Here is a 23,294-nt window from a genome sequence, read left to right on the forward strand (position 1 = left end):
GAGGTTCGATGATGACCACATCCATGGAAAGACCGGCACATGATCCCCACCGCCAGGTGACGGGACTGCGCGGCGTTGCCGCCGATCTCTCATCGGACCAGCGGGCGTTCAAAAACGTCTCGTGGGGCAAGGCGATGATGTGGATATTCCTCCTGAGCGACACCTTCATTTTCGGCTGTTTTCTCGTGGCCTATATGACGGCGCGGATGTCGACCACCGTGGCCTGGCCCAATCCGAGCGAGGTTTTCGCCCTGACGATCGCGGGCAAGGACGTACCGCTGATCCTGATCGCCATCATGACCTTCGTTCTCATCAGCAGCAGCGGCACGATGGCCATGGCCGTCAACTTCGGATATCGCCGCGATCGCCGCAAAACCGCCGCGCTGATGGTTGCGACGGCGGCGCTGGGCGCGACATTCGTGGCAATGCAGGTATTCGAATGGACCAAACTGATCCGGGAAGGGGTTCGCCCCTGGGAGAACCCGTTCGGTGCCGCGCAATTCGGCTCGTCTTTCTTCATGATCACGGGCTTTCACGGCACCCATGTTTCAATCGGCGTGCTGTTCCTTCTCATCATGGCGCGCAAGGTATGGCGGGGGGACTTCGATCAGGAAAGGCGAGGATTTTTCACCAGCCGTAAGGGCCAATACGAGATCGTAGAGATAACCGGGCTTTACTGGCACTTCGTGGATCTGGTCTGGGTATTCATTTTTGCATTCTTCTATCTGTGGTGAGGCTTCTATCTGCGGTGAGGATGACATCATGGCACAAGAGCAGGCGCATTCGGGACAACAGCATTCGATAAGACTTTATCTGGTGGTCTGGGGGCTACTTTTCGTCCTCAGCAGCTTCTCTTACCTCGTCGATTACCTTGGCATCCAGAGTTATGCCAGATGGGCTCTGATCCTTCTGTTCATGGCCCTGAAGGCGGGGCTGATCGTTGCGGTTTTCATGCACATGGCGTGGGAAAGGCTGGCCTTGATCTACGCCATCCTCCTTCCTCCGGTCATCGTGCTTGTCTTTACCGCTTTGATGGTCTCGGAATCCCAGTACACGGTGTTTAACCGATTGGCCTTTTTGGGCGGCCCGTAGGATCAGGCTGTTTCCTCTGGTACGCCGTTTTCATTGTCGGCCAATGGCCTGATGCGCAAGAAAGCGTTGCCTGTCCGCCAAACCTCTCGCGCAATCTTTCAAGGTCGGAAACGATCTGCATTTGATTGCCGGTCGATTTCTGCGTTCAGCATTCCGTTCGTTACTCAGGCCATCCTGCTGAGTTTCGGGTGTTTCCGGCGCAGCGGAAAACGAACCTGCCGGCGAACGGCAAGCTGCGGTTTCCTGGCGGAAGCCGCAGCTTGCTTCGATGGGCAGGCCTTGTACTCGGCCGGCAAATCGCGGGCGCGGGCGGTTCAGAACCTGACGTTGAGATCCAGCCTGGCGCCATTGTCGGAAACGCCCGAGCCGAACTGCCCGGTATAGGAGACGCCGAGCTTTGCCATGGGCGCAATATCGAAGTCGAGGCCGGCCTCGAGCACCGCGGCATCCCTTGCGATCGGCACGCCGGCGATGGTGAAGGTGTTGCCGCCGGAAAAGGCTCCGGTCGACAACGGTGTCACTTCGCCGAACGCATGACGCCAGGCCAGCATGCCGTGCGCAGTCACGTTGATGTTGCCGAGCGCGAAGTCGTCCGAGGCGCGGATACCGAGCGCGGTGAAGGTGGTATCGGCATTCGAACCCGCCTGTGAAAGGGCTGCCGCCCCACCCGTCTCGGTGAACCCGCCGGTGCGTAAATTGACATAAGCGAGACTGGCAAAAGGCTCGAAAGTCGCTGCCGCCGTGTCGATGCGGTAGCTGGCCTCGCCGAATATCTGTGCCGTGGCGCCGTCATAGTCGGCCGACAGCACTTCGGACAGGCCAGGGATCGCCACCGCGCGGCGGGTCTCGATGCTGTTCCAGCTGTAGGCGGCACCCGCGCGTAACGACACCGCGCCCCATTGGCCGCCGCCATAGGCACCGAAAGAGTAGCTGGTGGCGTTGCCGGAAGATGCGAGGTTGTCGACATCGAAGGACGAGTGGCTGAAGCCGGTCATAAGACCTGCACGCCATGCATCGTCGACCAGGACATCACCACCCAGCAAAAATCCGCTGATGGAGCGGTCGAACGCGGCGGCATTGCCGTCGCCGCCTGTGCCGCCCCACGAGCCGAAACTATTGCCCCAGACGGCAAAGCGTTCGGTATCCGCCGCGACGAGTTCGGCCCCACCCTCGCCATAGGCCAGCACCGGTGCGCGCGCAGCGCCGATGCCGCCGAACGCAGCACGCAGGCGATCGCCCGCGGCATTGCGGACAAAGCGGCTGTCTTCAAGCAGCATGCCCTTGGCCGAAGCGTGGATTTCGCCCGAGACCTGATTGAAGACGTCGGCCGCAGCCTCGGCGCTCGTCTGCGAAATGACAAGGTCGTAGAGCGTGTTGCCCTGACCGAGCGATTCGACGCCGTTGGCGCCCGCGCATTCGTTGCCGCTGAAGCCAGTGAGGCAGAAGGCGACGCCATTGCGGACGGCACTGAGATAGACGTTGCTGGCGTCGTAGCCGAGCGACATGTCGATATAGGGCAGACCTTCGGACACCGGGGCGAAGGTGCCGCTGACACCGCCGCTTGCAGTGAGGATTGTCCACTGGCGATCCGGCAGATAGACGCCACCCATGTGAGGGATTGCGACCGTGCCGCCGGCCAGCGTCGCGCTTCCGGTTGTGATGAATTTGTCCGCTTGTCCCAGGGCATTGACGTCGATCACCAGAACCGATCCTGCTTCGAACCGTGCATTGCCGCCGGTCTGGCTGACGACATCGCCAGCCACGCCATTGGCCATGGTGAGCGTGCCGTGATTGACAAAACTGCCGAGGTTGTCAAACAGGGTCTGCACCGGCACGGCGCCATTGCCACCGCCGATAATTGTGTCATTGACACTGTTGGTCAGCGTGCCGCCGCCGAAGTGGTTTTCGCCGCCCGCCGTGTTCCAGGCCGCGTTGTTGGTCATGATATTGGCGCCCACGCCGAAGTCGACCGTGCCAATCATGCCGCCGGCATTGGTCAGCGCCACCGGGCCGCCGAAAGCCTCGATCGCAAGTCGTGTCGAATCGCGTGAGGTATTGCGTACCAACCCGTTGGTGACGATGGCGATCGGTTGGCCGCCGGACTGGACCGAGATGGCGCTGACCCCGCCTTCCACAAGCCCACTGGTCGTGATGGTGGTCGCTCCGGTGCCGTTATTGCTTGTCTTGATGCCATACAGCCTGCCGGCGACGCCTGCGGAATTGACCGTCATGTCGGTTGTCGCGAGGTGATTATAGGCATAGATGCCGGTGTCGTCGGCCCCCGTCACCTGACCGGACGTGGTGATCGTTGTCGCCCCCCGGCCGTAGTTGGAGATGTTGATGCCGAAGCTGTCGGCCGTGAGGTCTGCGGCCTTCACCGTCAGGTCGGCTGAGGCGGGGCCGGTCACGGCGCTGATCCCGGTAGCCCCGGTCACGAGGCCAGCTGCGGTGATGCTGGTCGTCCCGGAGCCGCCATTGATGGCGTAAATACCGGCTGGAACGCCGGTGACACCTGCGGCATTTACCGTCACGTCGGTTGTCGTGCCGCCGTCATTGAAGGCGAAGATGCCGTAGCCCTGTTTCGCGATGATCCGTCCTGTCGCGGTCACGTCGGTGGTGCCGGCGCCCTGGTTCCAGGCGTAGATGCCGGTCAATCCGGCCGTGACATCCACGACATTCACATTGAGGCCGCCTGCGGTAGCGCCGTTATAGGCCTGGACGCCGTTCCCTTCGATCCCGGTGATCAGACCCGTCGCGATGACGCTGGTCGCGCCGGTGCCGCCGTTAGAGGCGAGAATGCCCGTGTCGCGGCCGGTAGCACGCGCAGCGTTGACAGTCAGATCGGTCGCCGTGGTGGCGTTCCAGGCGTTGATGCCGATGCCATTGGTGCCGGTTACCTGGCCCGTCGCGGTAACGCTCGTCGCACCTGTACCGTCGTTGTAGAGGTAAATACCGTCGGCATTGCCGGTGACGCCCGCGGCACTTACCGTCAAGTCGGTTGCAGTGGTGGCGTTCTGGACCCAGATGCCGTTGAGACCGATGCCGGACACCTGACCTGTTGCGGTGACGGAGGTCGCGCCAGTGCCGTTATTGGCGGCGTTAATGCCGGTGTCGCCGCCGGTGACGCCTGCGGCGTTCACCGTCAGATCGGTCGCCGTGGCGGCGTTCTCGACGTTAAAGCCGTTGCCATTGGTCCCGCTCACCTGGCCTGTCGCTGTTACGCTGGTCGCGCCTGTGCCGTCATTGTGGGCATAAATACCATCGACATTGCCGTTGACGGCTGCGGCGCTTACCGTCAGGTCGGTTGCAGTGTTGGCGTTTTGGACCCAGATGCCATTGAGACCGATCCCTGTTACCAGACCCGTTGCGGTAACGCTGGTCGCACCAGTGCCGTTGTTGGCTGCGATAATCCCGGTGTCGCCGCCGGTGACGCCTGCGGCGTTCACCGTCAGGTCGCTCGCCGTGATGGCATTCTCGGTGTAGATGCCGCTGCTATCGGTCCCGGTCACCTGGCCTGTCGCGGTAACGGAGGTCGTGCCGGTGCCATAGTTGATGGCCACGATACCTGAGTCACCGCCGGTGACGGCCCCACCAGTCACGACCGTTATTGCGCCCGGAGTTGCGCCGTTATCGCCATTCGCCTGGATGTTCAGACCAATTTGACCCGAGCCCGCCGTGAGGGCCGCCCCATTGCCGTCGATGTAGCTGATATGGCCGAACCCCTGAATGGAGAGGGCGTGTTCGCCCGGCGCCGTCGTATCGACTCTGAAGCCAGGGGCCGTCGTGACAGTGGTATCGTCGGCGTCGATGTCTTGCCCCGTTATATTGGCTCCGGAGCAGGCGAAGCCGCCCGCTGTCGGAGCGCATTGCGCAAGAGCCGGCTGCGCAGCCAAACCCAGCGCCGTTACCGCCAACACAGAGTAAACACCGGCGGAGACGAACCCGCACAGCGTCGTCGAACCCCGCAACGTCTGGAGCCGCAGACGCCCGAAGCGGGGCGGGCGCATAGTGGAAGCTTCATCGGCAGGGCTTGTCGTTGGAAATGGTAATGAACTGATGCGCATTCGAATCTCATGTTGAAATTGGCCTTGAAGCCGTGTTGCTGGGTTCAGCAGGCTGAAGCGTCGCGGATGGGTCGAGATCGAGGGGTTTCGGTGGTTGCCAATGTGTCCGAAGACCTGAGAGCGTCAGGCTTTGAGGTGACAATCTGCCTGCGCCCTGAACGCGAAAAACGTCCTGGGCCGGTCAATCCTGATCAATGGAATTTTCATTTGCCTGCCTGCCGTTGCGGGCAAGTTGACTGGCAGGGTGCTAGCTGATGCTGCGCCGCCTGGCGTCGGAGCCTTCCCAGCCGCCGAGCATATCGAGCACTTCCAGACCGTCCGGCTCTTGTTCGCGCGGGTCGGCCGGCGTTACCAGAGCCCATGCCTTGCTGAGTGCCCTGCCAAGATACGACGGCCAGTGCGCGGGGTGCTCCGTATCGGTAATCTGCTGCGTCTGAACTGCCACGTCCGACATATCCGTGCCTCCCCATTGCTCATTCTTGCCGCCCCCCATGGCCAGCCAGAAGGCCTGAATCCAAAACCGAAAACATCTGTCTGCGATGTCGCTCGCACTGTCACTGCCCCGAGCGAGGTTGCCGCGCATATTGGGACGTTCAGTCATCAAGATGAGACGTAGGGTCATCGTGCCCGGCGTGCCGAATGACGAATTCCGATCAGCGATGGTCGGCTCGGCCGGCAGGGAGCAATCGTCGTGTCAGGAGCTGATGCGGCTGGGCGGAATCAAACGCGGGCGGAAGCGAGCCAGGCTTCGACGATCGCTGCTCCGTTTCCGCCGCCTTGCTTCAACAAGGTCTCATATGCGGCTATTCGCACTGAATCCTTGGCGAGAGCTCGGACGGAACTCGGACTGGTCTGATATCGCTTCTGGAACGCGCGGCTGAAGTGCGCCTCGCTGCGAAACCCGTGGTTACGGGCGATGACGGCGATCTTGTGATCCGGCGTCGATCGCATGATGCTCTGCAAGCTTCCTCTTAGCCGTTCAACGAGCATCCAGCGCTGTACGCCACCATGCGGTTCGAACAGACGGAACAGTTTCGACCGGGAAACCCCCAGGACCGCCGCCAACTCATCCGGACCGAAGTCGGGATCGGACAGCCTTTGTCGCGCGCTCGAAGATGCGCGTTGGAAAAGGAAACGCTTGTCGCGTCTTTCTCGCGTTGCGGGGGCCGCAAAGGCGGCCGCGGCAAAACGCAGGATGCCATCGACCGCCACCTGGCTCTGGTGGATGCTGAGACCGCCAATATGTTCCACCAGCGCCTTGATCTGGGCTCCAAGCATAGCGCCGGCGTGCTCGTTCGGTGTCAGCACAAGACCGTGAGCATTATTCAGAAACTCGACCAGCACATTGGCCTTGTCGAAGGTCAGCGCGATCGCCTCAAAGCCTGACGTCTCGCTCTCATAGGGCAACGAATAATCGACGACGACGATGTCTCCGGGCTCATGTTCCTGAATCAGTCCGTCATAGTTGCTCGTGACCCGCCCTTCCAGGAGCATGAACAGCACCATATGCGGGGTCGGTCGCTCATCGATGACCTGCTGCGTCCGCGACATCACCATCGCCGATCCGCCGTTCGCATGCAGAAAGGCTCCCGGAAGCTGCCAGCTGCAACCATGAAAATCGAAAAGCGCAGGATCTGCATCCCAGGGTGTGGAACAGTCTACCAGCAGAGAAAGCGCACTTTTCCAAGCTGCGAAACATTCTTCGCCTGGTGGAAATGGCCAATCAACTCGCTGTGACGAAGCCATATCAAAAGTGCTGTCGGCTTTGCGCATCCGGAACCAGCGTTTGAATTTTCGACTGTCTTCTGCACCGGCACCGCACCGACCGAACCGTATGAGAAGATATTCAATTGTTGAAGTAGTCAATTGCCTGGGACGCTCGGTCAAGCATTTGAGACGCACAGTCATGGCGCCCGACCGTGGTCAACCGCGCCGCGCCATGCCCCCTTACAGTAGAAGGCAAGACATCCTAGGCGCGCGCCTCCAGGACCATGTTGAAGGGTCCCGTGAAGGCGCGCCTGACATGGGTAAAGCCACCCGAGCGGATGACCTCGGAAAGCTTCGCTTCACCGGCCTGCGCGCCCAATCCTTCACCGACCTCCTGATCAAGTGAGGTGGGCACGCAGATCATCGTTGACGCGTTGTAATAGAGACGGCCGACGGGATTCATATTGTCCGCCGGGCGGTCGCCCGCGATGGGTTCGACGATCATCCAGGTGCCGTCCTTCTTGAGAATGCGAGACATGTGCCCCGCGCATCCACGCGGATCACCCATGTCGTGCAGACAGTCGTAGCTGGTGATGAGATCGAAGTCCGTATCCTTGATGTCCTTGGCCGTTGCCGCCACGAACTTCACCCGGTCGTCCACCCCGTGGTTTCGGGCATGTTTATTCGCTTCTTCTATCGATGGCTCGTGGAAGTCGTAGCCGATGAAGCTGGCGTTGCGGTATGCCTCGGCCATAAGAATGGTCGAAAAACCGACACCACAGCCGACATCGGCCACCCTGGCGCCTCTCACCAGTTTTTCCTCGACGCCCTGAAGGGCAGGCAGCCACGATTGCACAATATTGTTCACATATCCCGGTCGAAAGAACGCGCCCGTTGCGCAGAACAGGCAACCTGCGGTGTCTCCCCATCGCACCCCGCCGCCGGTTCGGAAGCTGCGCTCAACCTTCGGCTCTCCCTCGATCATCGCGGCTACCAGATCGAAAGCGCCTTCCAGATACACCGGGCTGTCTTTGTGGACGAACACCATCGCCTGCTCGGGTGAGAGACTGAACATCCCGGAACCGCTGTCGTAGTCGATGTAGCCGTTTGCCGCCTGTGCCAGTGCCCACTCCCTGACATATCGCTCCGACAGGCCGCCAGCTGCTGCCGACAGGCCTGCGGACGTCACCGGCCCGACGCGATGCAGCGCCTCGAACAGGCCCAGTCTCAAACCAATCCTGACGGTTGGAACGCTGAAGGCTCCTCCAAGGTCGCCCAGCATTTTGCCAATGAAAGAATTCAGTTTTGTTTCATCGAGCTGTGTCATCGCATTCCCCCCAATTCGCTTCGTTGGCGGGCAAAGGCTGACCGCAAATTGATGCGTCAGTGAATGCTCGTAGGCCTTGTAACATAGCCGAATGCGCTGAAATTGTCACGCAAACGCATATCGCTCTTTCCGGTAATCCGTCGCTGTCAAGGGTCACCCGTAAGAGTGATAGACGATAGTTCGGGGAAGTCGTAAACTCGCCGGCAGAGGAGGCAACGATATACTCTTGGGAGGAAACCAATGCCTATCTTCATGGACCGGCACGAGCTTGCCGGAGTTTCAGCGGCTGATATTGCCGCCGCACACCTTAAAGATCTCAACATCCAGGATCAGTATGGCGTCAGGTTTTTGACCTACTGGTTTGATGAAAGGCGTGGTACTGCCTTTTGCCTTATGGATGCCCCGGACGCTGAAACCGCGCAGTGCGTGCATCGGGAAGCGCACGGCTTTATCGCCAGTGAAGTGGTGGAAGTTGCCCTGTCAGCCGTAGAAGCATTTCTCGGGCGAATACAGGATCCCGTTACGGTTGGGGCTGTCTCGCAAGCCATGGACGCCGGCCACCGTGCGATCCTTTTCACAGATATTGTCGGTTCAACTGAAATGACGTCCCGCCTCGGTGATCGCATGTCGGCTGAACTCGTCCGGGCGCATGACGCTCTGGTTCGTGGCTGCCTTGGGCGACGATCGGGGCGGGAGGTCAAGCACACCGGTGATGGCATCATGGCCGTGTTCTCCTCCACGCCATTTGCCGTGGACTGCGCCATTGACATCCAACGCGAATTCCATCGCTACAACAGCGACAACGGCGAGCCCATTCACATCCGCATCGGGCTGGATTGTGGTGAGCCAGTCGAAGACCACAATGATTTCTTCGGCACGACCGTGCAACTGGCAGCAAGGCTTTGTGCCGCCGCTGGGAGCGATCAAATCCTGATATCGGACAAGACCTTCCAGGAATATGGCAGCGCCGATGTCCTCGTGCATGGTGATCGTTACAGACTGAAAGGATTTGCCGAACCGGTGTTGGCCTATCAGTGTGAATGGTTGCACTAGCTGCGCGATTTGAAATCTCATGCACAAATAGACGTCGTCGACTGTGAACATGGCACGCAGATATCCAAGAGCGTTCACGGGAGAAGTCCGGTGATCGGCAACGATTTCAGAACGGAGGAAGCGCGAAAGCTCCAGCCGACCGTGTCCGTCCGGAGTGCGCATCATGGCGATCTCGACATGCTGGTCGCCGAGACCCGTGACGCGACCGGCCCACGCGCTGGCACCAATGATGGTGGCAGCATAATCGAGGCGGAAATCCACTTAGCAAAACGCCCGAAACTGTTCAGACAAACCGAGCCACCTCTATCGGCGCCCTTACGCGGACAGGGGAACGCCGGCATACACGTTATACGCCGCTGCTGCGGAACCAATATGGGTCTTCCAAGGCGATCGCGATCGGCCTGTCAGCTCTTTTGTAGTTTACGATGCCGTTCCAGACGGCGCATCATGCGCCGGAAGTGAGCGAGTGAGGCCAGCGCCAGATCGGAGTCGCTCGGTTCGACATCCCGGGCTGTCTGATGGTTTTTGTCCTGATACATATAGCAGAGAACGGGCTCCTCTTCAGTCCCGGCGATCTGATAGCGGTGATAGTAGAAATCACAGGCCTTGCCCGGGCGGGCGGGATCGCCATCCCGCAGACGGTCGAAACAAAGGCTGATCTCCTGCCGGCCGTTGATGAGTGTGCGCTGCACCGTGCAGATGCCCAGATTCAGTGATTGGTCATAATCATAACCGGCAGCCTCGAGTTCGGCGAGAAGCACCCTGATTTGCTCGATGGTGATCGTGCCCGACAATTGCTGCCAGATCTTGTCCGCTCTCTCGTAACGGCGCAGGAATTGCGGCCAGAAAGCCTCGATCTCCGCCTCGTCCGCAGTCTGGAGCGCCTCGGCATCGGGCGATCCTGTGGGAGAGCGGGTGAGTTGGACACGTCGATTGATCTTGCGGCCACCGAGGCGCGCCAGCCATCCAGCTGGCTCCTCGACTTGGCCGACCTGCCAGGCAAGCGTGCCTGGTTCCTGTCCGCGCTGCGCCTCGATATTGACGGGACAAAAGGCATCGCCATTGGCCGGCGCGAGATAACGCGTGACCGTGAAATGCCAGCCCTGCTCATCTTCCGCTGTCAGAGTGAGGGCGCCATAACCCGAATTCAGCGGCACACCATCGTGAATCCGCTGCAGTGTCACGAGGTCAGGAAGCCTCGGCATATCGGGCATCGCCGGTGGCTCCGGCGGGGTGAGCGCCTGTCGGCAAAGCTCGGCTTCGGCCGGATCACCGTGATCCGCCCAAGTCGTGGCGAGAAAGTCCGCCATATTCGGGGTCAGGCGATCGGAGGCCGGCAGCCGGTGCGTGATTTCACGCAACAGATCGTTGCGGCCCTCGTGCGCCGCGGCCTTCGCTGCTCGCAACAACAGCCCGATCTGGTTTTCTTCCTCATCGAATTCGAGCGAGTTCGTCTCGAATGTCCAGCACCATTCGGCGAATTCGTCATAGAGAGCGAGTACGTCTCCATGGCGTCCGAGCTGATCATAGGCATAGCCAACGCCATTCAACCGTTTTTCATATTGCCAGCCCCTGCCGAAAGCCTGACGCAGGATCTCATAGGATTCGATCACGCCCGCCCACTGGCGAGCATGGAGCTGATTGCGCAGCCGGTTACTGTATTGCTCCCAGAATGGCGAAACTGCCCAACCCTTGTCGTGCCAGGCAATGCCCTCAAGGTAGCGTTCCTGGTTAATGCCCCAGGACGAACCGAGATTGTTGCATAACATGGCATAGACGTGTGGATCGGCGTCCTCACTATTGCCTTCCCCAGTCGCGAAGTAATGCTCGAAACGCTCCGCTCCGAGTTTATAGACCTCGGCCTCCACTCGACGGGCGCGCGCAAAATCCTCGGCACCGACATATTGCCCTTCCTCCTGGAGCTCCTCGATGAATCCCATGACATCGCAGCCCGCCGCATAATAGTCGCGTGCGCCCGCGTCGCTCGTCCTGTTCCACACGATCTGTTCCAGGCCGTGTGCATGCCCCATTTGATGGTTGAGCTGCGCCCGCCAGACCTGTGCCCTGGGGTCGCCGCCGAGTTCGAGATAATGATCAAGATCGGCGGAGGCCGCGTCGAGATCATCCGCCATCGCACGCGCCCTGGCCCTGATGCGCCAGGCGAGCGGCTGATGCGCAACACGGAGGAACATCGCCTCGATGCGCTCGCGTCTGCGCTCTCGGGCGGCCAGTGTCGCCCGCATGCGTGCGAGCCATACCCAATCATGGTTGTGCTCGTCGCCCAGGGTCGTTGTGGTTTCGAGAATTTTGGCGGCAAGGCCATCGTCGGCGTTGCTCCTGAACATGATATCGTACCAGAGCCGCCCGGCGCCATTGAATTCGCCGTCGTCCCAGAACCATCGCGCTGCCGTCATCCAGGCCGTGTGATCGCTAAAGCTGCCGATCCTGGTCACTGCCTCAAGAACCAGGTGCCGCGCCTCTTCCTTGCGGCCCAGAGCGCGGCAAATCTCTGCTTGCCGAAAGAGCGCGAACCCGAGTTTTTGCCAGCGATGCGGGCTTTCAGGCTCCCGGCCAAGAACTGCGGTCTTGTATGGCTCGAATGCAACCAGGGCTTCTTCGCTGCGATCCATTTGCTCGAGCACGCGAATATGCCATTCCAAGATGTCCGTATCGTCAGGCGCACTGGCAAGATGTGCTTCTGTGAGCCGTAACGCCTCCGCCAGCTGGCCGCCCTCCTGGACGAGATCACGCAGGATCTCACTCAGCCCTTGCGACGATTTATCGTTCTTCATCAGCTGACTTTCCCACGCCCTTTGTGCACAATCTTCTCAGACAAGATATTACAGCCATACCTAATTCCACTGGGTCTCGCGTTCAATCTATAATGTCACTCGCCTCTGAAGCGAGCAATCTGCCCTCACCGGAAGAATTCCTCGTTGCAAGATTATGGTGCCAACCGCACGATGATCGTGGCCTCGGAAGACGACAATCGTTGCTCGATGGCCAGAGCCTGCGCTGAATCAAGACCATTGACGGTGACGCTGCCGCCCATAATCGGCTCTCTCACCACCGGTTCGGAGATGACGTCTCCATCAACCAGCAGCTGGGTCTTTTGCCCGAGAGCTGCGCGTGTGAAATCCCCGAAGGCCTTGGCGCTTTCCGGCGTCAACGCAATTTCCACCGTAGGTCCGGCAGCGTGATCGACCGAGGATTTCACCTTTGCGACCTTGAGCGAAATCGGTGCAATGTGCCCGCCGCCGCTGTCTTTAGAGGTTTTGTCACCATCATTCTGGTTGGAAGAGGAAGCGGTATCGGTATCGGCATCGGTCTTCGGGCGGTACTGGTCCAGATCGATCGAAGCTTGCGTATTGTTTTCGGGTAACGGCTCAACGCGTTGGCCGGACAGGGGCTGGGCAGTCCATGCATGTGGCGCAGACAGGACCGGCGGCTGGTCCTCTCGCCAGATATGCATGGCCACGGTGACCTTCATGCCGCCAACATTTGCGACCGTGTTTTCCAGCACCTCGATTGTCGAGCCGTCACGTGTTGAATTCACATAGGTCACAGTCCGCGACTTGCCGGCGCTTCTGGCCTGCGCCAGTTGCGCGTCGGTCATTTGCTTCGCCCGGTCTGCGAAGCTTGCGATCATGCCATCGATCGAAGATTGCTGGGATTGCAGCAGGGCAACCGGATCGTAGGTTACTTTCGCGCTGAACGTGGCTGTTTGCCTGATCCTGTCGGCGGCTTCGAGTTTCCAGACGGTACTTGTCGGGACGAGCATCCCCTTCAGTTCTTCGCTTCCCTCAACGGTCCATTCCCGTCCGATATCTGTCGTGAAAGCTTCGGAGGATTGCCCAAGCGCAAGGATCATGCTTTCCGGCGCAAGCACGTCGATAACGACAAGAGGATTACCTTTAACCGTCTGGAGCATGCGGGAGGCCGTGTTATCTGACGCGGACGTGGACAGAAGCATTTCCATATTGGCGATGATCTGATCGGCGCCCACAAGCGCCGTCGGAGTGCCGCTCGGATCGGCGTCGAACTCCAGCGCCTTCACACCATAAGCGGCGAGTGAATTGCGAAACATGGCGTTCATCGCATAAGAATCCGCAGCGCCTGTCGCGTCCGGGGGAATGTCTGCGGAAAGCGTCCATTTCATCCGCATTCCGTCGGCGTCGCGCGACAGGACCGTTGCCGATTGACGGAAATCGCCACGCATGACAACGGACGATGCTTCCGGTTTGTCGAACCAAAGCGACATGTCGGTCTCGGTCGTCTTTTGAACGCGATAATGGCTCTCGGCCCCGATGGCAGGTTCATAAGGGGGAACGGTCACGCTCTCCGCCGCCTGGGCCGGGCTGACTGCCATCGTTGCCTGGAATATCAGCCCGGCAGCGAGAAAGAGGGGAGGGACTAGACCGATATTACGGCGCATTACATTCGTGCGAATTTGCCTGTCCCTCCGATTGTGGCTTTCCAACACCTGACACGCCGATTTCATATGGTCCATCCCAAGTTCAACCCAACAGGGCGTTTCCGGGCAGCGATTTTTAATCATTGAATTCTGTTTTGCGTCGCGACACTCAGGCGGCGTTGCAGTTGGGGCGGTTCGAACTCCATCCGCACGCAGCCGAGGGCGTAGCACATTGCGGGCGTGAACGGCATCCAGGCTCTCAAAAGCTCAAGCAGTTCATCGGACATCATATTCTCCAGTGGATCGACACCGAACTGGCCGAGAGCTCGTTCGTGATCGGGCATCCTTGCTCGCGCGATAATAGCGAGGGTGCGTTTTAACGCTAAACCTCCTGGCTCGTGATGCAGGTTCGTTGACCACCACCATGCATCGACGTCGGCAAGATATGCGGCAATATAGGTTTCCGCAGTCATCGCCGGCTCGCCTGAAGCAGCCATATCCGGAACCCATGAGGGATCCGATGCAATTTCGGATGGTGAAAATATGCCGAGAGGTGGCCCGTCGGCGCGATGCGTCTTCAGACCCGGTTTGCGATGGCGTGTCATGGCGAGGGGTTCGCTAGTTGAGGCGTTGATTGGTCGCGGCATCGAACAAATGGATCGATTTCAGGTCGGGCTGAACCTGGATGGTTGCGCCCGGCTGCGCCTGCACACGCTCGCGGAAGACGCCGATGACCTGGTGATGGCCGAGCATCATCGTGACCTGCGTTTCCGACCCCATTGGCTCCACCAGTAAAACGGTCGCGGGGAGGCCATGGTTGACCAGTTCGAAATGTTCCGGGCGGACGCCATATATCGCTTCGCCTGTGGCCGGGCCGGGCGGAAGGGGCAAGACGATACCGTCAGCCTCGAAGCCATCGGCGGTAAGTCGCCCCTTGATGAAATTCATCGCCGGCGAACCGATGAAGCCCGCGACGAAGGGATTGGCGGGCCGGTCATAAAGCTCGAGCGGCGCCCCGCATTGCTCGACCCGTCCGGCATTCATCACCACGATCTTGTCGGCCATGGTCATGGCTTCCACCTGGTCATGCGTGACATAGACGGTCGTGACCCCCAGGCGCTGGTGCAACCCCTTGATTTCACCGCGCATCACCACGCGCAGCTTGGCGTCGAGATTGCTGAGCGGTTCGTCGAACAGAAAAACCTGCGGATTGCGGACGATTGCGCGGCCCATGGCGACACGCTGCCGTTGCCCGCCGGAAAGCTGGCGGGGGAACCGTTCGAGCAACGGCGTCAGCCCCAATATGTCGGCTGCCCAGCTCACCCGTTCGGCGATCTCGGCCTTGCTGCCGCCGCGATGTTCGAGCGAAAACGCCATGTTCCTGGCCACGCTCATGTGCGGATAAAGCGCGTAGTTCTGAAAGACCATGGCGATGTCGCGGTCTTTCGGTTCGATCTCGTTGACGACACGGCTGCTGATCGAGATATCGCCGCTGGTCACGGTTTCAAGGCCTGCGATCATCCGCAGCAGCGTGGATTTGCCGCAGCCCGATGGGCCGACGAGGACAACGAATTCGCCATCGGCAATATCGATGTCGACACCATGGATGGTGGCGAATGCGCCATAGCTTTTCTTTACGGATCTAAGGGTAACGGGTGCCATGGGTCAGCCTTTCGATTAGCCTTTGAGGCCGGTATGGGCGAGGCCTTCGACGAATTGTTTCTGCGCAACGATGAAAACGATGAGTACGGGAATGGCGGTCATCGTTGCGGCGGCAAGCTGGATGTTCCACATCGGCCCGCCATAGGCGTCGGTAAATTGTGTCAGCGCCTGGGGCAGGGTGAACTTGTCGGGGCTGGAAAGAAAGACGATGGGTTCGAGATAAAGGTTCCAGCTGCCGAGAAACGTGAAGATCGCAACGGCGGCCAGCGCCGGACGGGAAAGCGGCAGGGCGATGGTCCAGAATATCTTGAACCGGCCGAGACCATCGACCCGCGCAGCTTCCTCCAGTTCCACGGGTAAGGAGATGAAGAACTGGCGCATGATGAAGGTGGCGAAGACCGCCGGCGCGCCGAAGATCGGCACCAGGATCAGCGGCCAGTGCGTGTTGATCATGCCCCATTTGAGAAACATCCGGAACAGCGGAACCAGTGTCACTTCGGACGGGATCAGCAATCCCACCAGCACCACCATGAAGATCGCGTTGGCGAAGGGGAACCTGATGCGCGCAAAGGCATATCCGGCCATCGAAGCCACGGCCATGGTGCCGATGGTGACGATTGCGGCGATATAGGCGGAGTTCCAGTATTGCAGCGCGAAGGGCTGTATTCTGAAAACGTCGGAATAGGATGAAAAATCAAAGGCGCGCGGCCAGATGTCAGGTGGAAAGGCAAATATCTGGCTGACGGGTTTTACCGATGACGTCACCATCCACCAGGTCGGAAAGACGAAGGGGACAAGCAGCACGCAGAGTATGAAATAGATCAGCGCCTGCGCGCGTGGGCTGAGTTCAGTTTTCATAGAATACGAACTTTCTGCGCAAGTGCCATTGGATGAAGGTGAGAGCGCCGACAATGACCAGCAGGATGATGGAGAGTGTCGAGCCATAACCGAAGAGGTAGAACTGGAAGGCCTGCTGATAGAGGTAATAAACGAGAACCGTCGTGGAAAAGCCCGGCCCGCCCTGCGTGAGGATCATGATCTGCGCAAAGACCTGCAACGCGCCGACGATGGTGACGATGGAGGCGAGCAGGATCGTCGGGCTGATCATCGGCAGGGTGATGCGATAAAATTGCTTGAAGCGCGGCACACCGTCGACGCGCGCGGCTTCAAACAGTTCCCGTGGCACGCCCTGTAGTGCGGCCAGAAACAGGATCATGTTGAGACCGAGATTCTTGAGCGCCTGCACGACGATGACCGAGATCATTGCCGTCGTGGGGTGGCGCAGCCAGTTGGGCCCCTCGACGCCGATCATTTGCAGGAGGCCGTTGATGCCGCCATTGTTCTGCAGCAAGAAACTCCAGACGATTGTCCATGCGACCAGCGACACCACCACAGGCGAAAAGAACAGTGTGCGGAACACGGTCATGAAGGCCAGCTTCTGGTTCAGGAGCAACGCAAGCCCCAGCGCCAGGCTCATATTGAGCAGGGCAAGCCCGGCGGAGAACACGGTGGTCACGGCCAGCACTTGGCCTATGGCCGTGTCGCTGAGCAGCTTCTGGTAATTGGCGACGCCGGTGAACCGGAACGAGCCTGCCAGCACGTTCCACTCATGCAGTGAATACCAGAAGACCAGCACCAGCGGCACGAGCACGAAAACAACGATACCGATGAGTTGCGGCGCTATGAACAGATAACCGGTGGCGGCGTCACGGCGCGCCATGGTCCAGAAACCGCGCCGGGCCTGTGTCTGCGCTGTCTGGAGGGCAAGCGTCATGGCTTTTCTTCCTTCTGCTTTTCGCATCCACGGAAAATCGGATGACTACCAAGCGTCAATTGGCCGCCAGCAACGGATCGAGACGGCCGCAAAGCGCTTGCAGGACAGCCGCGACATCGGCATCGGGACGCCAGAGACCGTCAAGGCCAGCGCGAACGGTCTGTTGCAGCCGGGCAAAATTGCGGACCTGCTGCGTTGATTGACCGGTGGCGACGCCGCGAATGACCACGGCCTCTATCTGTTTACGCGACAGCAATGGGTTGGCGGCCGCGAGGACATCGGCGGTGAGCAAGCTCTGCCGTGCCGGCGGGAAAAACCGCGCGAGCTTGGCCACATTAGGCTTGGAGGAGAAAAACGCCAGGAATTCCGCCGCGAGCTTTGGGTTTTTGCCGCTGGCCATGACGCCAATGCCTGCCCGACCTGTTACGGCATAGTCACCTGCAGGTCCTGTAGGCAACGGCACGAGATCCCAGTCGAAGGCCTTGTCGCCTTTCGGCAGCAGCGCTGCGCGGCTGATCTGGGTGGTCGTCATCGCCGCATCCCCGGCAAAAAAGTCGGCGGAAACACCGGGCCCCGGCATGGCTTTCTTCACGAAGATCGCGTCGTGGATGAAGCGCATCGCATCAACCATCTCCGGGCTGGCAAAAGCGCAGGACTTGGTATCCTTCGACCAGGGATAGGCATTCCACCCGGTATAGACTTCGGCAAGGTTTTCCCAGGCCTTGTATTCGAAATCACGAATGATCAATCCCTGTTTGCCGGTGGCCGCAACTTTCGCGGCTGTCGCAATGGCACTGTCCCAGTTCCATTCGCCGGCAGCGATCATCTCGGCGGGTGTCTTTGCGCCTGCCGCCCGGATCATGTCGTTGTTGACGAAAACGCCGAAGGGCGATGTCGAGAAGGGATAGAGATATTGTACCCCTTCATACGACCAGGCGGTGAGTGTTGCGGGGGGGAAGTCGTCCATGTCGTAACCTTTGGTATTGGCAAAGGTTTCGGTAAGGGGATAAAGCGCCCCGGCCGCCATGAAGTCAGGGGCGGTCGTGTCGAACAGCCAGGCCAGGTCGGGGGGATTGCCGCCGGCGATCTGGGTGGTCAAGGTGGTGGCATAACCTTCGTAGGCAAGCGAATCGTAGGTGATCTTGACGCCGGGATGGCTGGCTTCGAACTCATCGGCGATCTCGTTGAAGAGGGCGAGATGGGCTTCGTTGGCGCTCCAGATGGCCATCCGCAATTCCTGCGACAAAGCTGGCGAAACCAGCCCGGATGTGACCAGAAAACCGGTCAATGCAATTTTGACTATACTCCTGCGCATGAATAATCCTCCCAGATTATACGTTTTGGCTAGTAGCCGCGAATATCAGGCCAATGGCGCTCCACCCCTTGGCGTTCGATGTGGGTGTGAAACTCCGCCAGCCGCTTTTCATCGGCATGCACGCCATGCGGGGTCTCGCCCCTGTCAAGGCAATAGGCGGCCAGCATGCCGGCCACTTCGCCGATGTTCCATTCGACCGGATGCAGCCTGTAGCAACCATTGGTGATATGCGTGGTGCCGATATTCTTGGATGCCGCCAGCAGGTTCGTTTTGTGGCGGGGAATAAGGGAACCCAGTGGAATTTCGAAAGGGCAGGCGCCGACATCGATGTAATTATCGCCGCCCGTCGAGGGGTGCAGGTCGATGCGGTACATGCCGACACCGATACTGTCGGGGTAATGCACCGCGCCGCGATCGCCGCGCACGGCAAGCGACAGATCCTGTTCCACCACCGTGGTCAGGGCACGAATGCGACGGCTTTCACGAATATAGGGCGCCATGGCCAGGCCATGTTCCGTGCCGGTAACGTCGCCGCGCAGGCGAAGGCCCGGAAAACCTTGACCACCATCCGGGCGAGGCGCCTCGGTCTGCATCCAGTAGAACATGGAATAGGACAGGCTTGCCGCGTCGGCCAGCCGCTCGGCATATTGTTCGGGGGTAACGTCGATGATCGGCGCCTCGAAATAATCAATCATCGGCCAGTTCACGAGGCAGATATCGCTGGCATAGGCGCCGGGCCGAAATGTATGCCGGGCGGCAATGCGGCGGAATATCCACAGGCTCATATCGCCGGCGCTGTGGCGCTGGTCGGCAACGTCGCGTGTTGCGTTATCGACCGGGTTGGGATCGAAGAACCGGCGGCTGCGCTCCAGCGTCCGCGGATTGGGCGAGTCCCAGCTCAACAGCGGGCCGCCCCAGAATTCGGGAGCAACCTGACGCCAGTGGTCGTACCGAGCGGGTTTGTCGATGACATGATTGCCGTCAACCTGATCGATGGCGAAGCAGATCGAGACGGCCTGCTGATTGTGCGGTTGCGCCTCTGCCGGCGCGCTCGGCTCGCCGGTTTCGGATTGCGCTTCGAAACCGGTGACATAGTCGGTTGCGGTCAGCGGCAGTAGATCGCCCAATTCGGTGGCGTCGATGATGTAGCGGGCCGAACAGGAAACGCGATCGCCCGTATTGCAATGGCGCAGCGTCACGGCCCGCACGGTGTCGCCGTCGACCTCTGCGGCAATCGGCTCATACGGCTTGAGAATGGTCAGCTTGCCGCCGGCCGCGTAAGGGGCAAGCATCGCCTCCATCACCGCCAGCGAAACGCGCGGTTCATGGCACAGGCGAGATACATTGCCGTCACCGGGGTTGAGCGTCAAATCCGCCCGGGCGGCATCCGTCAGCGGATAGTGGTCGCGGTAATATTGCCGCACGCCCGTGCGCAGGGCGCGATAGCTGGCGGTGATCCCGAACTGTTCGACCCAGCTGTGCTCGTCGGGCGGCACGGCCTGGCTGGTCAGCTGGCCGCCAATCCACTCGAATGCTTCCGTCAGGATAACGCTGCGGCCGTTGCGCAGGGCCCCAAGCGCCGCGGCCACGCCGCCAAGCCCGCCGCCAACCACAAGAATATCTGCATTGTATTCTCTCACGTGAGGTTCTCTTTCCTTAAGTTGGGCCTTGAGTTGGGGAAGCAAGCGTTTCGCCCGCCACGATGTCGCAACCCAGCAATATCTGTCGTACAGGGCCGGGGGGACTGGTGAGGGTTTCGACCAGCATGGAGGTCGCCTGCCGGCCCATCTCTTCGCGGGGGATGGCGTAAGAGGTGAAGACACGTTGCAACCGGAGCGTATGCGTGCGCGTGCCGCTGCCGAGCACGACGATGGAAAGATCGTCGGGGACGCTCACCCCCTGCGCACGGGCGTGATTGTCGAAGACCACCGCTTCGGCCACTTCGGCAAAAAAAACGACGCTTGCTCCGCTGGCGCGAACGGCGGCCAGTTGCTCGGCCGGATCGCCATTTTCACTTTCATGGGAATAAACCAGCTCCGCCGCGCCCTCGATTGCGGCGAGAAAACCACGCCAGCGGTCGCTGATGGATTCCGCCGGACCCGTCGCGCCGATGAAGGCGAAACGGCGATGGCCGGCGGCAAGTGCCTCTCGTACAAGAGCATGCGTGGCGGTGACGTAATCCGCGCCAACATAACGCACAGGCCCACCGGCATCGTCACGGCGACCGACTGCGACGTAAGGGTAGTCACCGGCAACCAGTTGGGCCAGCTCATCGCGATCGAACTGGCTGCCCAGAATCAGGCACCCGTCAGCAAGTCGAAGCCGACCTGTTTCCCCGAAGATGCGCTTGCGGCCGTTATCGTCGCGCGCGGCGGCCGTCATGAGCAGAAGGTCGTAGCCCAGCCTCTCCGCCTCCTCCTCTATTCCCATCAGAAAAGGCGTGTAGAAATCCGCCTGCGCAATCGGGAAAGCCGGCTGGTAGGTGAATACACCCAGAATCCGGTTGGCGCCCTTGACCATGCTGCGCGCAATGGGATCCGCCACATAACCGGTGTCGCGAATGGCCTTCAGCACGCGCTCCCGCGTTTCAGGCGGGATACGGCCTTCAGCGGATTTCGCCTCGTTGAGCACGAGCGAAACCGTTGCCTGGCTGACCCCCGCGAAGATCGCAATGTCACGTTGCGTCAAGCGCCTAACCATCGAAACCCCGTTTCCTGCTGCTCTGCTAATTCGTATTAGCTGCTTATGCGTATAAACAAGGTTTGCGAAAGGATGTCAAGAGTGAGAAACATCACGATAATGCGTCAGAGCAAACCGTTCCATTTATGGGACCTATCGGACATTTCCCAACCATAGACCCGATGCCGCCAGCAGCACCGTGTTGTTTTGGCAGCGATTTTTATCTGATGGGTTCGAGTGGCCCCGCTGCAATGTCTACACGTCGTTTCTACCTGGATATCAAAGCAGCTCGACGACGGCTTTGGGCTGATGGCCGACATGGGTGGGCGGCGTCTTTGCGCCATTAGCGGTCGCCGCGGTGCTCGCTGTCCTGATGTGAGGTATTGCACCGGCGCCTTACGTAACTTATGTTGTTACGATAGGCGCAAAAAGGAGTTGTCGCTGTGGGTACATTTGATGGAAGGCAGGCTGATTATATCGAAGGAGCTAGACGCAACGTTCCGGGGCTCGATGGACTTCATCGCATGGCGGGACTGCTTTTGGCCGAACGGGTGCCCCAAGACGGGCGAGTGCTCGTGGTCGGTGCGGGTGGTGGCCTTGAGCTAAAAGCACTGTCTGAACAGCAGCCAGGTTGGAAATTTGATGGTGTCGATCCGTCATCGGACATGCTTGCATTGGCACAAAAAACGATTGGAAACCTTATTGAGCGCATAGCTCTTCACAATGGCAGCATCTCTGTTGCACCCGCTGGGCCTTTCGATGGTGCAGTATGTCTGCTCGTATTCCACCATATCTCGCCCGAGGATAGGAAGGTCACGCTTGATGGCATTCGCCAGCGTCTACGACCGGGCTCGCCGCTCGTTCTAGCTCACGTCAGTTTCCCATTGAGCGAACCAGCTTACTCAACCTGGATCGAACGGCATGTCAAATTTGGCGCTTCTTCACAGATGGACGCCGATAGACTTAACGCAGCTAAGATAGGGATGAGAAAAGCCTTCATAAGGTCACCGGAAGAAGAGCGAGAATATCTGCAGGAAGCAGGTTTCACGAGCATCACGCAATTTTATCAAGCAATCAGTTTCCGCGGCTGGGTAGCCTACGCATGAGCGAACATAATTTCTTGTAAATGATATCCGTTCAGGGCCAGAAGTGGACATAATCATGCTAGCTTGTCGATGAAGCCAAAGCGAAAAGTTGTTTTGACTGGCAGCCGTGGTTGCCGCCTGCATATTTCGACTTGAAAGGATGTATGTTTTCAACGAATTGACGCTGTTCCCCTAGATTCTTTAGCTTCGGGGAAGGCTTTTTGTTTCCCCGTTCATGCCCGCCCTGTTTGCCTGATTTATATTGCCCTTGTTCCGTTATGAACCGGGAGACATTCCGGTTTTGAAACTGAACCAGCGCTGATTATGAGAGAAAGACGTCACTCTCATATTTCGGGGCCTGACAGGGAAAGTCCTCTGGCAATGACCGGAGGAGAGATGGAATCTGGTTTGTGGTGGGCCTTTCTATTTCTCCGAAACGCATTGGCTAAGGACAGGCTTTGACAGGCATAAACCGCTGATGCGGGGCACTGATAAGTGTCTTTATTTTCCAGAGGCGGCAATTTTCAGTGCCCCGTTGCAATGCCCATCTAGCTGAAAGGCTGATGGAAACAAGAGATGAAGCTCACAACACGGTCGCAGCTGCGTCGCGTGATAGGAAAGGTGTGTTCAAAATGGGTCTCTATGAAATTTACGTCCTTGCTACTCGTGCAGATACCGCCCTGATGAGGAAGAGGCGGGCGCGATCTCTTTACGCCATAGCAAAGCTTCGAAATCGGAAGCTCAAGAAGTAGTATTTACGCAACCAGAAGGAGAGTTTTGATTCGATGGTCGATACGAAGAGGGCAGGCCAGTTGCGATCTGGGCGGATTCTGTAAACATATATTTTATATAACAATCAACATAAAACATATAAAATATATGCGCTGATGGATTGTATATTTTTGACTGAGGGCGGATGAAAATCTGCGAGCAAGGCTGATTTTACGGACCTGCAATTTGCTGATTGCGGGCCAATTACGCGTAAATATATGAGTTTTATGTTGAATTTGCTGATCTGAACGGAGGATTGTTATGCGCGGAAACTATATGAGCGGGATGGATTTGATTGGAGTGGAATTCAGATTTGAGTGGCGATCGATCGCAATAACAATATCATGATAT

Annotated in this window: 17 protein-coding genes and 1 pseudogene; 4 read left to right on the forward strand and 14 right to left on the reverse strand. The window is 59.1% G+C overall.

Going from position 1 to position 23,294, the window contains the following annotated elements; genetic code table 11:
- The first annotated feature begins 11 nt into the window (after positions 1 to 11).
- Together JZX89_RS22945 and JZX89_RS22950 are read left to right on the forward strand one after the other, a co-directional pair.
- Complete coding sequence (locus JZX89_RS22945; RefSeq protein WP_207135422.1) at positions 12 to 734, forward strand: heme-copper oxidase subunit III family protein; 723 nt, start codon at positions 12 to 14, stop codon at positions 732 to 734.
- Between the two features lie 28 nt (positions 735 to 762).
- Positions 763 to 1,092: a cytochrome C oxidase subunit IV family protein gene (locus JZX89_RS22950; protein WP_207135401.1), complete on the forward strand. Its 330-nt coding sequence runs from the start codon at positions 763 to 765 to the stop codon at positions 1,090 to 1,092.
- 314 nt (positions 1,093 to 1,406) lie between these two features.
- On the opposite strand, the gene JZX89_RS22955 is transcribed toward JZX89_RS22950, so the two are convergent.
- From JZX89_RS22955 to JZX89_RS22970, 4 genes are all read right to left on the reverse strand, one after another.
- The gene (locus tag JZX89_RS22955) at positions 1,407 to 5,099 is read right to left on the reverse strand and encodes an autotransporter domain-containing protein (protein ID WP_207135402.1); all 3,693 of its coding nucleotides are present in this window, start codon (positions 5,097 to 5,099) and stop codon (positions 1,407 to 1,409) included.
- A gap of 304 nt (positions 5,100 to 5,403) precedes the next feature.
- Complete coding sequence (locus JZX89_RS22960; protein ID WP_207135403.1) at positions 5,404 to 5,778, reverse strand: hypothetical protein; 375 nt, start codon at positions 5,776 to 5,778, stop codon at positions 5,404 to 5,406.
- 98 nt (positions 5,779 to 5,876) lie between these two features.
- The gene (locus JZX89_RS22965) at positions 5,877 to 6,707 is read right to left on the reverse strand and encodes an AraC family transcriptional regulator (RefSeq protein WP_369809595.1); all 831 of its coding nucleotides are present in this window, start codon (positions 6,705 to 6,707) and stop codon (positions 5,877 to 5,879) included.
- Between the two features lie 418 nt (positions 6,708 to 7,125).
- Positions 7,126 to 8,190, reverse strand: coding sequence for a class I SAM-dependent methyltransferase (locus tag JZX89_RS22970; RefSeq protein ID WP_207135405.1), 1,065 nt, complete (start codon positions 8,188 to 8,190; stop codon positions 7,126 to 7,128).
- Between the two features lie 240 nt (positions 8,191 to 8,430).
- On the opposite strand from JZX89_RS22970, the gene JZX89_RS22975 reads away from it, so the two are divergent.
- On the forward strand, positions 8,431 to 9,243 hold the full coding sequence (locus JZX89_RS22975) for a nickel-binding protein (RefSeq protein WP_174374887.1): 813 nt from the start codon (positions 8,431 to 8,433) through the stop codon (positions 9,241 to 9,243).
- A gap of 30 nt (positions 9,244 to 9,273) precedes the next feature.
- Here the strand turns inward: JZX89_RS22975 and JZX89_RS28660 are convergent.
- The 10 genes and pseudogenes from JZX89_RS28660 to JZX89_RS23020 all read right to left on the reverse strand — a co-directional run.
- Positions 9,274 to 9,504: pseudogene (locus JZX89_RS28660) on the reverse strand (VOC family protein); the annotation flags it as partial.
- A 143-nt stretch (positions 9,505 to 9,647) separates the two neighbouring features.
- Complete coding sequence (locus tag JZX89_RS22980; protein WP_207135406.1) at positions 9,648 to 12,035, reverse strand: tetratricopeptide repeat protein; 2,388 nt, start codon at positions 12,033 to 12,035, stop codon at positions 9,648 to 9,650.
- A gap of 152 nt (positions 12,036 to 12,187) precedes the next feature.
- Positions 12,188 to 13,612, reverse strand: a complete 1,425-nt coding sequence (locus JZX89_RS22985) for a SecDF P1 head subdomain-containing protein (RefSeq protein ID WP_207135407.1) — start codon at positions 13,610 to 13,612, stop codon at positions 12,188 to 12,190.
- A 185-nt stretch (positions 13,613 to 13,797) separates the two neighbouring features.
- The gene (locus JZX89_RS22990) at positions 13,798 to 14,262 is read right to left on the reverse strand and encodes a hypothetical protein (RefSeq protein ID WP_207135408.1); all 465 of its coding nucleotides are present in this window, start codon (positions 14,260 to 14,262) and stop codon (positions 13,798 to 13,800) included.
- Between the two features lie 13 nt (positions 14,263 to 14,275).
- Entirely contained in the window at positions 14,276 to 15,319 is a 1,044-nt protein-coding gene (locus tag JZX89_RS22995; RefSeq protein WP_207135409.1) for an ABC transporter ATP-binding protein, read from the reverse strand.
- 15 nt (positions 15,320 to 15,334) lie between these two features.
- Positions 15,335 to 16,177: a carbohydrate ABC transporter permease gene (locus tag JZX89_RS23000; protein ID WP_153516796.1), complete on the reverse strand. Its 843-nt coding sequence runs from the start codon at positions 16,175 to 16,177 to the stop codon at positions 15,335 to 15,337.
- A complete protein-coding gene (locus tag JZX89_RS23005; protein ID WP_207135410.1) occupies positions 16,167 to 17,093 on the reverse strand; it encodes a carbohydrate ABC transporter permease in 927 nt (308 codons plus the stop codon). The genes JZX89_RS23000 and JZX89_RS23005 overlap by 11 nt, the downstream gene beginning before the upstream one ends.
- A gap of 55 nt (positions 17,094 to 17,148) precedes the next feature.
- Positions 17,149 to 18,408, reverse strand: coding sequence for an ABC transporter substrate-binding protein (locus tag JZX89_RS23010; RefSeq protein ID WP_207135411.1), 1,260 nt, complete (start codon positions 18,406 to 18,408; stop codon positions 17,149 to 17,151).
- Positions 18,409 to 18,437: 29 nt separating this feature from the next.
- A complete protein-coding gene (locus JZX89_RS23015; RefSeq protein ID WP_207135412.1) occupies positions 18,438 to 20,048 on the reverse strand; it encodes an FAD-dependent oxidoreductase in 1,611 nt (536 codons plus the stop codon).
- Between the two features lie 16 nt (positions 20,049 to 20,064).
- A complete protein-coding gene (locus JZX89_RS23020) occupies positions 20,065 to 21,108 on the reverse strand; it encodes a LacI family DNA-binding transcriptional regulator (RefSeq protein WP_207135413.1) in 1,044 nt (347 codons plus the stop codon).
- Between the two features lie 422 nt (positions 21,109 to 21,530).
- On the opposite strand from JZX89_RS23020, the gene JZX89_RS23025 reads away from it, so the two are divergent.
- Positions 21,531 to 22,193 carry a class I SAM-dependent methyltransferase gene (locus JZX89_RS23025; RefSeq protein ID WP_369809596.1) on the forward strand — a complete coding sequence of 221 codons (663 nt, stop codon included), beginning with the start codon at positions 21,531 to 21,533 and terminating at the stop codon, positions 22,191 to 22,193.
- The last annotated feature ends 1,101 nt before the right edge of the window (positions 22,194 to 23,294 follow it).

It is taken from the genome of Agrobacterium burrii, from assembly GCF_017313405.1.
Lineage (GTDB): Bacteria > Pseudomonadota > Alphaproteobacteria > Rhizobiales > Rhizobiaceae > Agrobacterium > Agrobacterium burrii.

Coding starts and splice junctions, on each gene's coding strand:
- JZX89_RS22950 (WP_207135401.1), top strand. CDS start 763: ATGGCACAAGAGCAGGCGCATTCGGGACAACAGCATTCGATAAGACTT.
- JZX89_RS22985 (WP_207135407.1), bottom strand. CDS start 13,612: ATGGCAGTCAGCCCGGCCCAGGCGGCGGAGAGCGTGACCGTTCCCCCT.
- JZX89_RS23005 (WP_207135410.1), bottom strand. CDS start 17,093: ATGACGCTTGCCCTCCAGACAGCGCAGACACAGGCCCGGCGCGGTTTC.
- JZX89_RS22980 (WP_207135406.1), bottom strand. CDS start 12,035: ATGAAGAACGATAAATCGTCGCAAGGGCTGAGTGAGATCCTGCGTGAT.
- JZX89_RS23020 (WP_207135413.1), bottom strand. CDS start 21,108: ATGGTTAGGCGCTTGACGCAACGTGACATTGCGATCTTCGCGGGGGTC.
- JZX89_RS22970 (WP_207135405.1), bottom strand. CDS start 8,190: ATGACACAGCTCGATGAAACAAAACTGAATTCTTTCATTGGCAAAATG.
- JZX89_RS22960 (WP_207135403.1), bottom strand. CDS start 5,778: ATGACCCTACGTCTCATCTTGATGACTGAACGTCCCAATATGCGCGGC.
- JZX89_RS22995 (WP_207135409.1), bottom strand. CDS start 15,319: ATGGCACCCGTTACCCTTAGATCCGTAAAGAAAAGCTATGGCGCATTC.
- JZX89_RS22965 (WP_369809595.1), bottom strand. CDS start 6,707: ATGTCGCGGACGCAGCAGGTCATCGATGAGCGACCGACCCCGCATATG.
- JZX89_RS23000 (WP_153516796.1), bottom strand. CDS start 16,177: ATGAAAACTGAACTCAGCCCACGCGCGCAGGCGCTGATCTATTTCATA.
- JZX89_RS22945 (WP_207135422.1), top strand. CDS start 12: ATGACCACATCCATGGAAAGACCGGCACATGATCCCCACCGCCAGGTG.
- JZX89_RS22975 (WP_174374887.1), top strand. CDS start 8,431: ATGCCTATCTTCATGGACCGGCACGAGCTTGCCGGAGTTTCAGCGGCT.
- JZX89_RS22955 (WP_207135402.1), bottom strand. CDS start 5,099: ATGCGCCCGCCCCGCTTCGGGCGTCTGCGGCTCCAGACGTTGCGGGGT.
- JZX89_RS22990 (WP_207135408.1), bottom strand. CDS start 14,262: ATGACACGCCATCGCAAACCGGGTCTGAAGACGCATCGCGCCGACGGG.
- JZX89_RS23010 (WP_207135411.1), bottom strand. CDS start 18,408: ATGCGCAGGAGTATAGTCAAAATTGCATTGACCGGTTTTCTGGTCACA.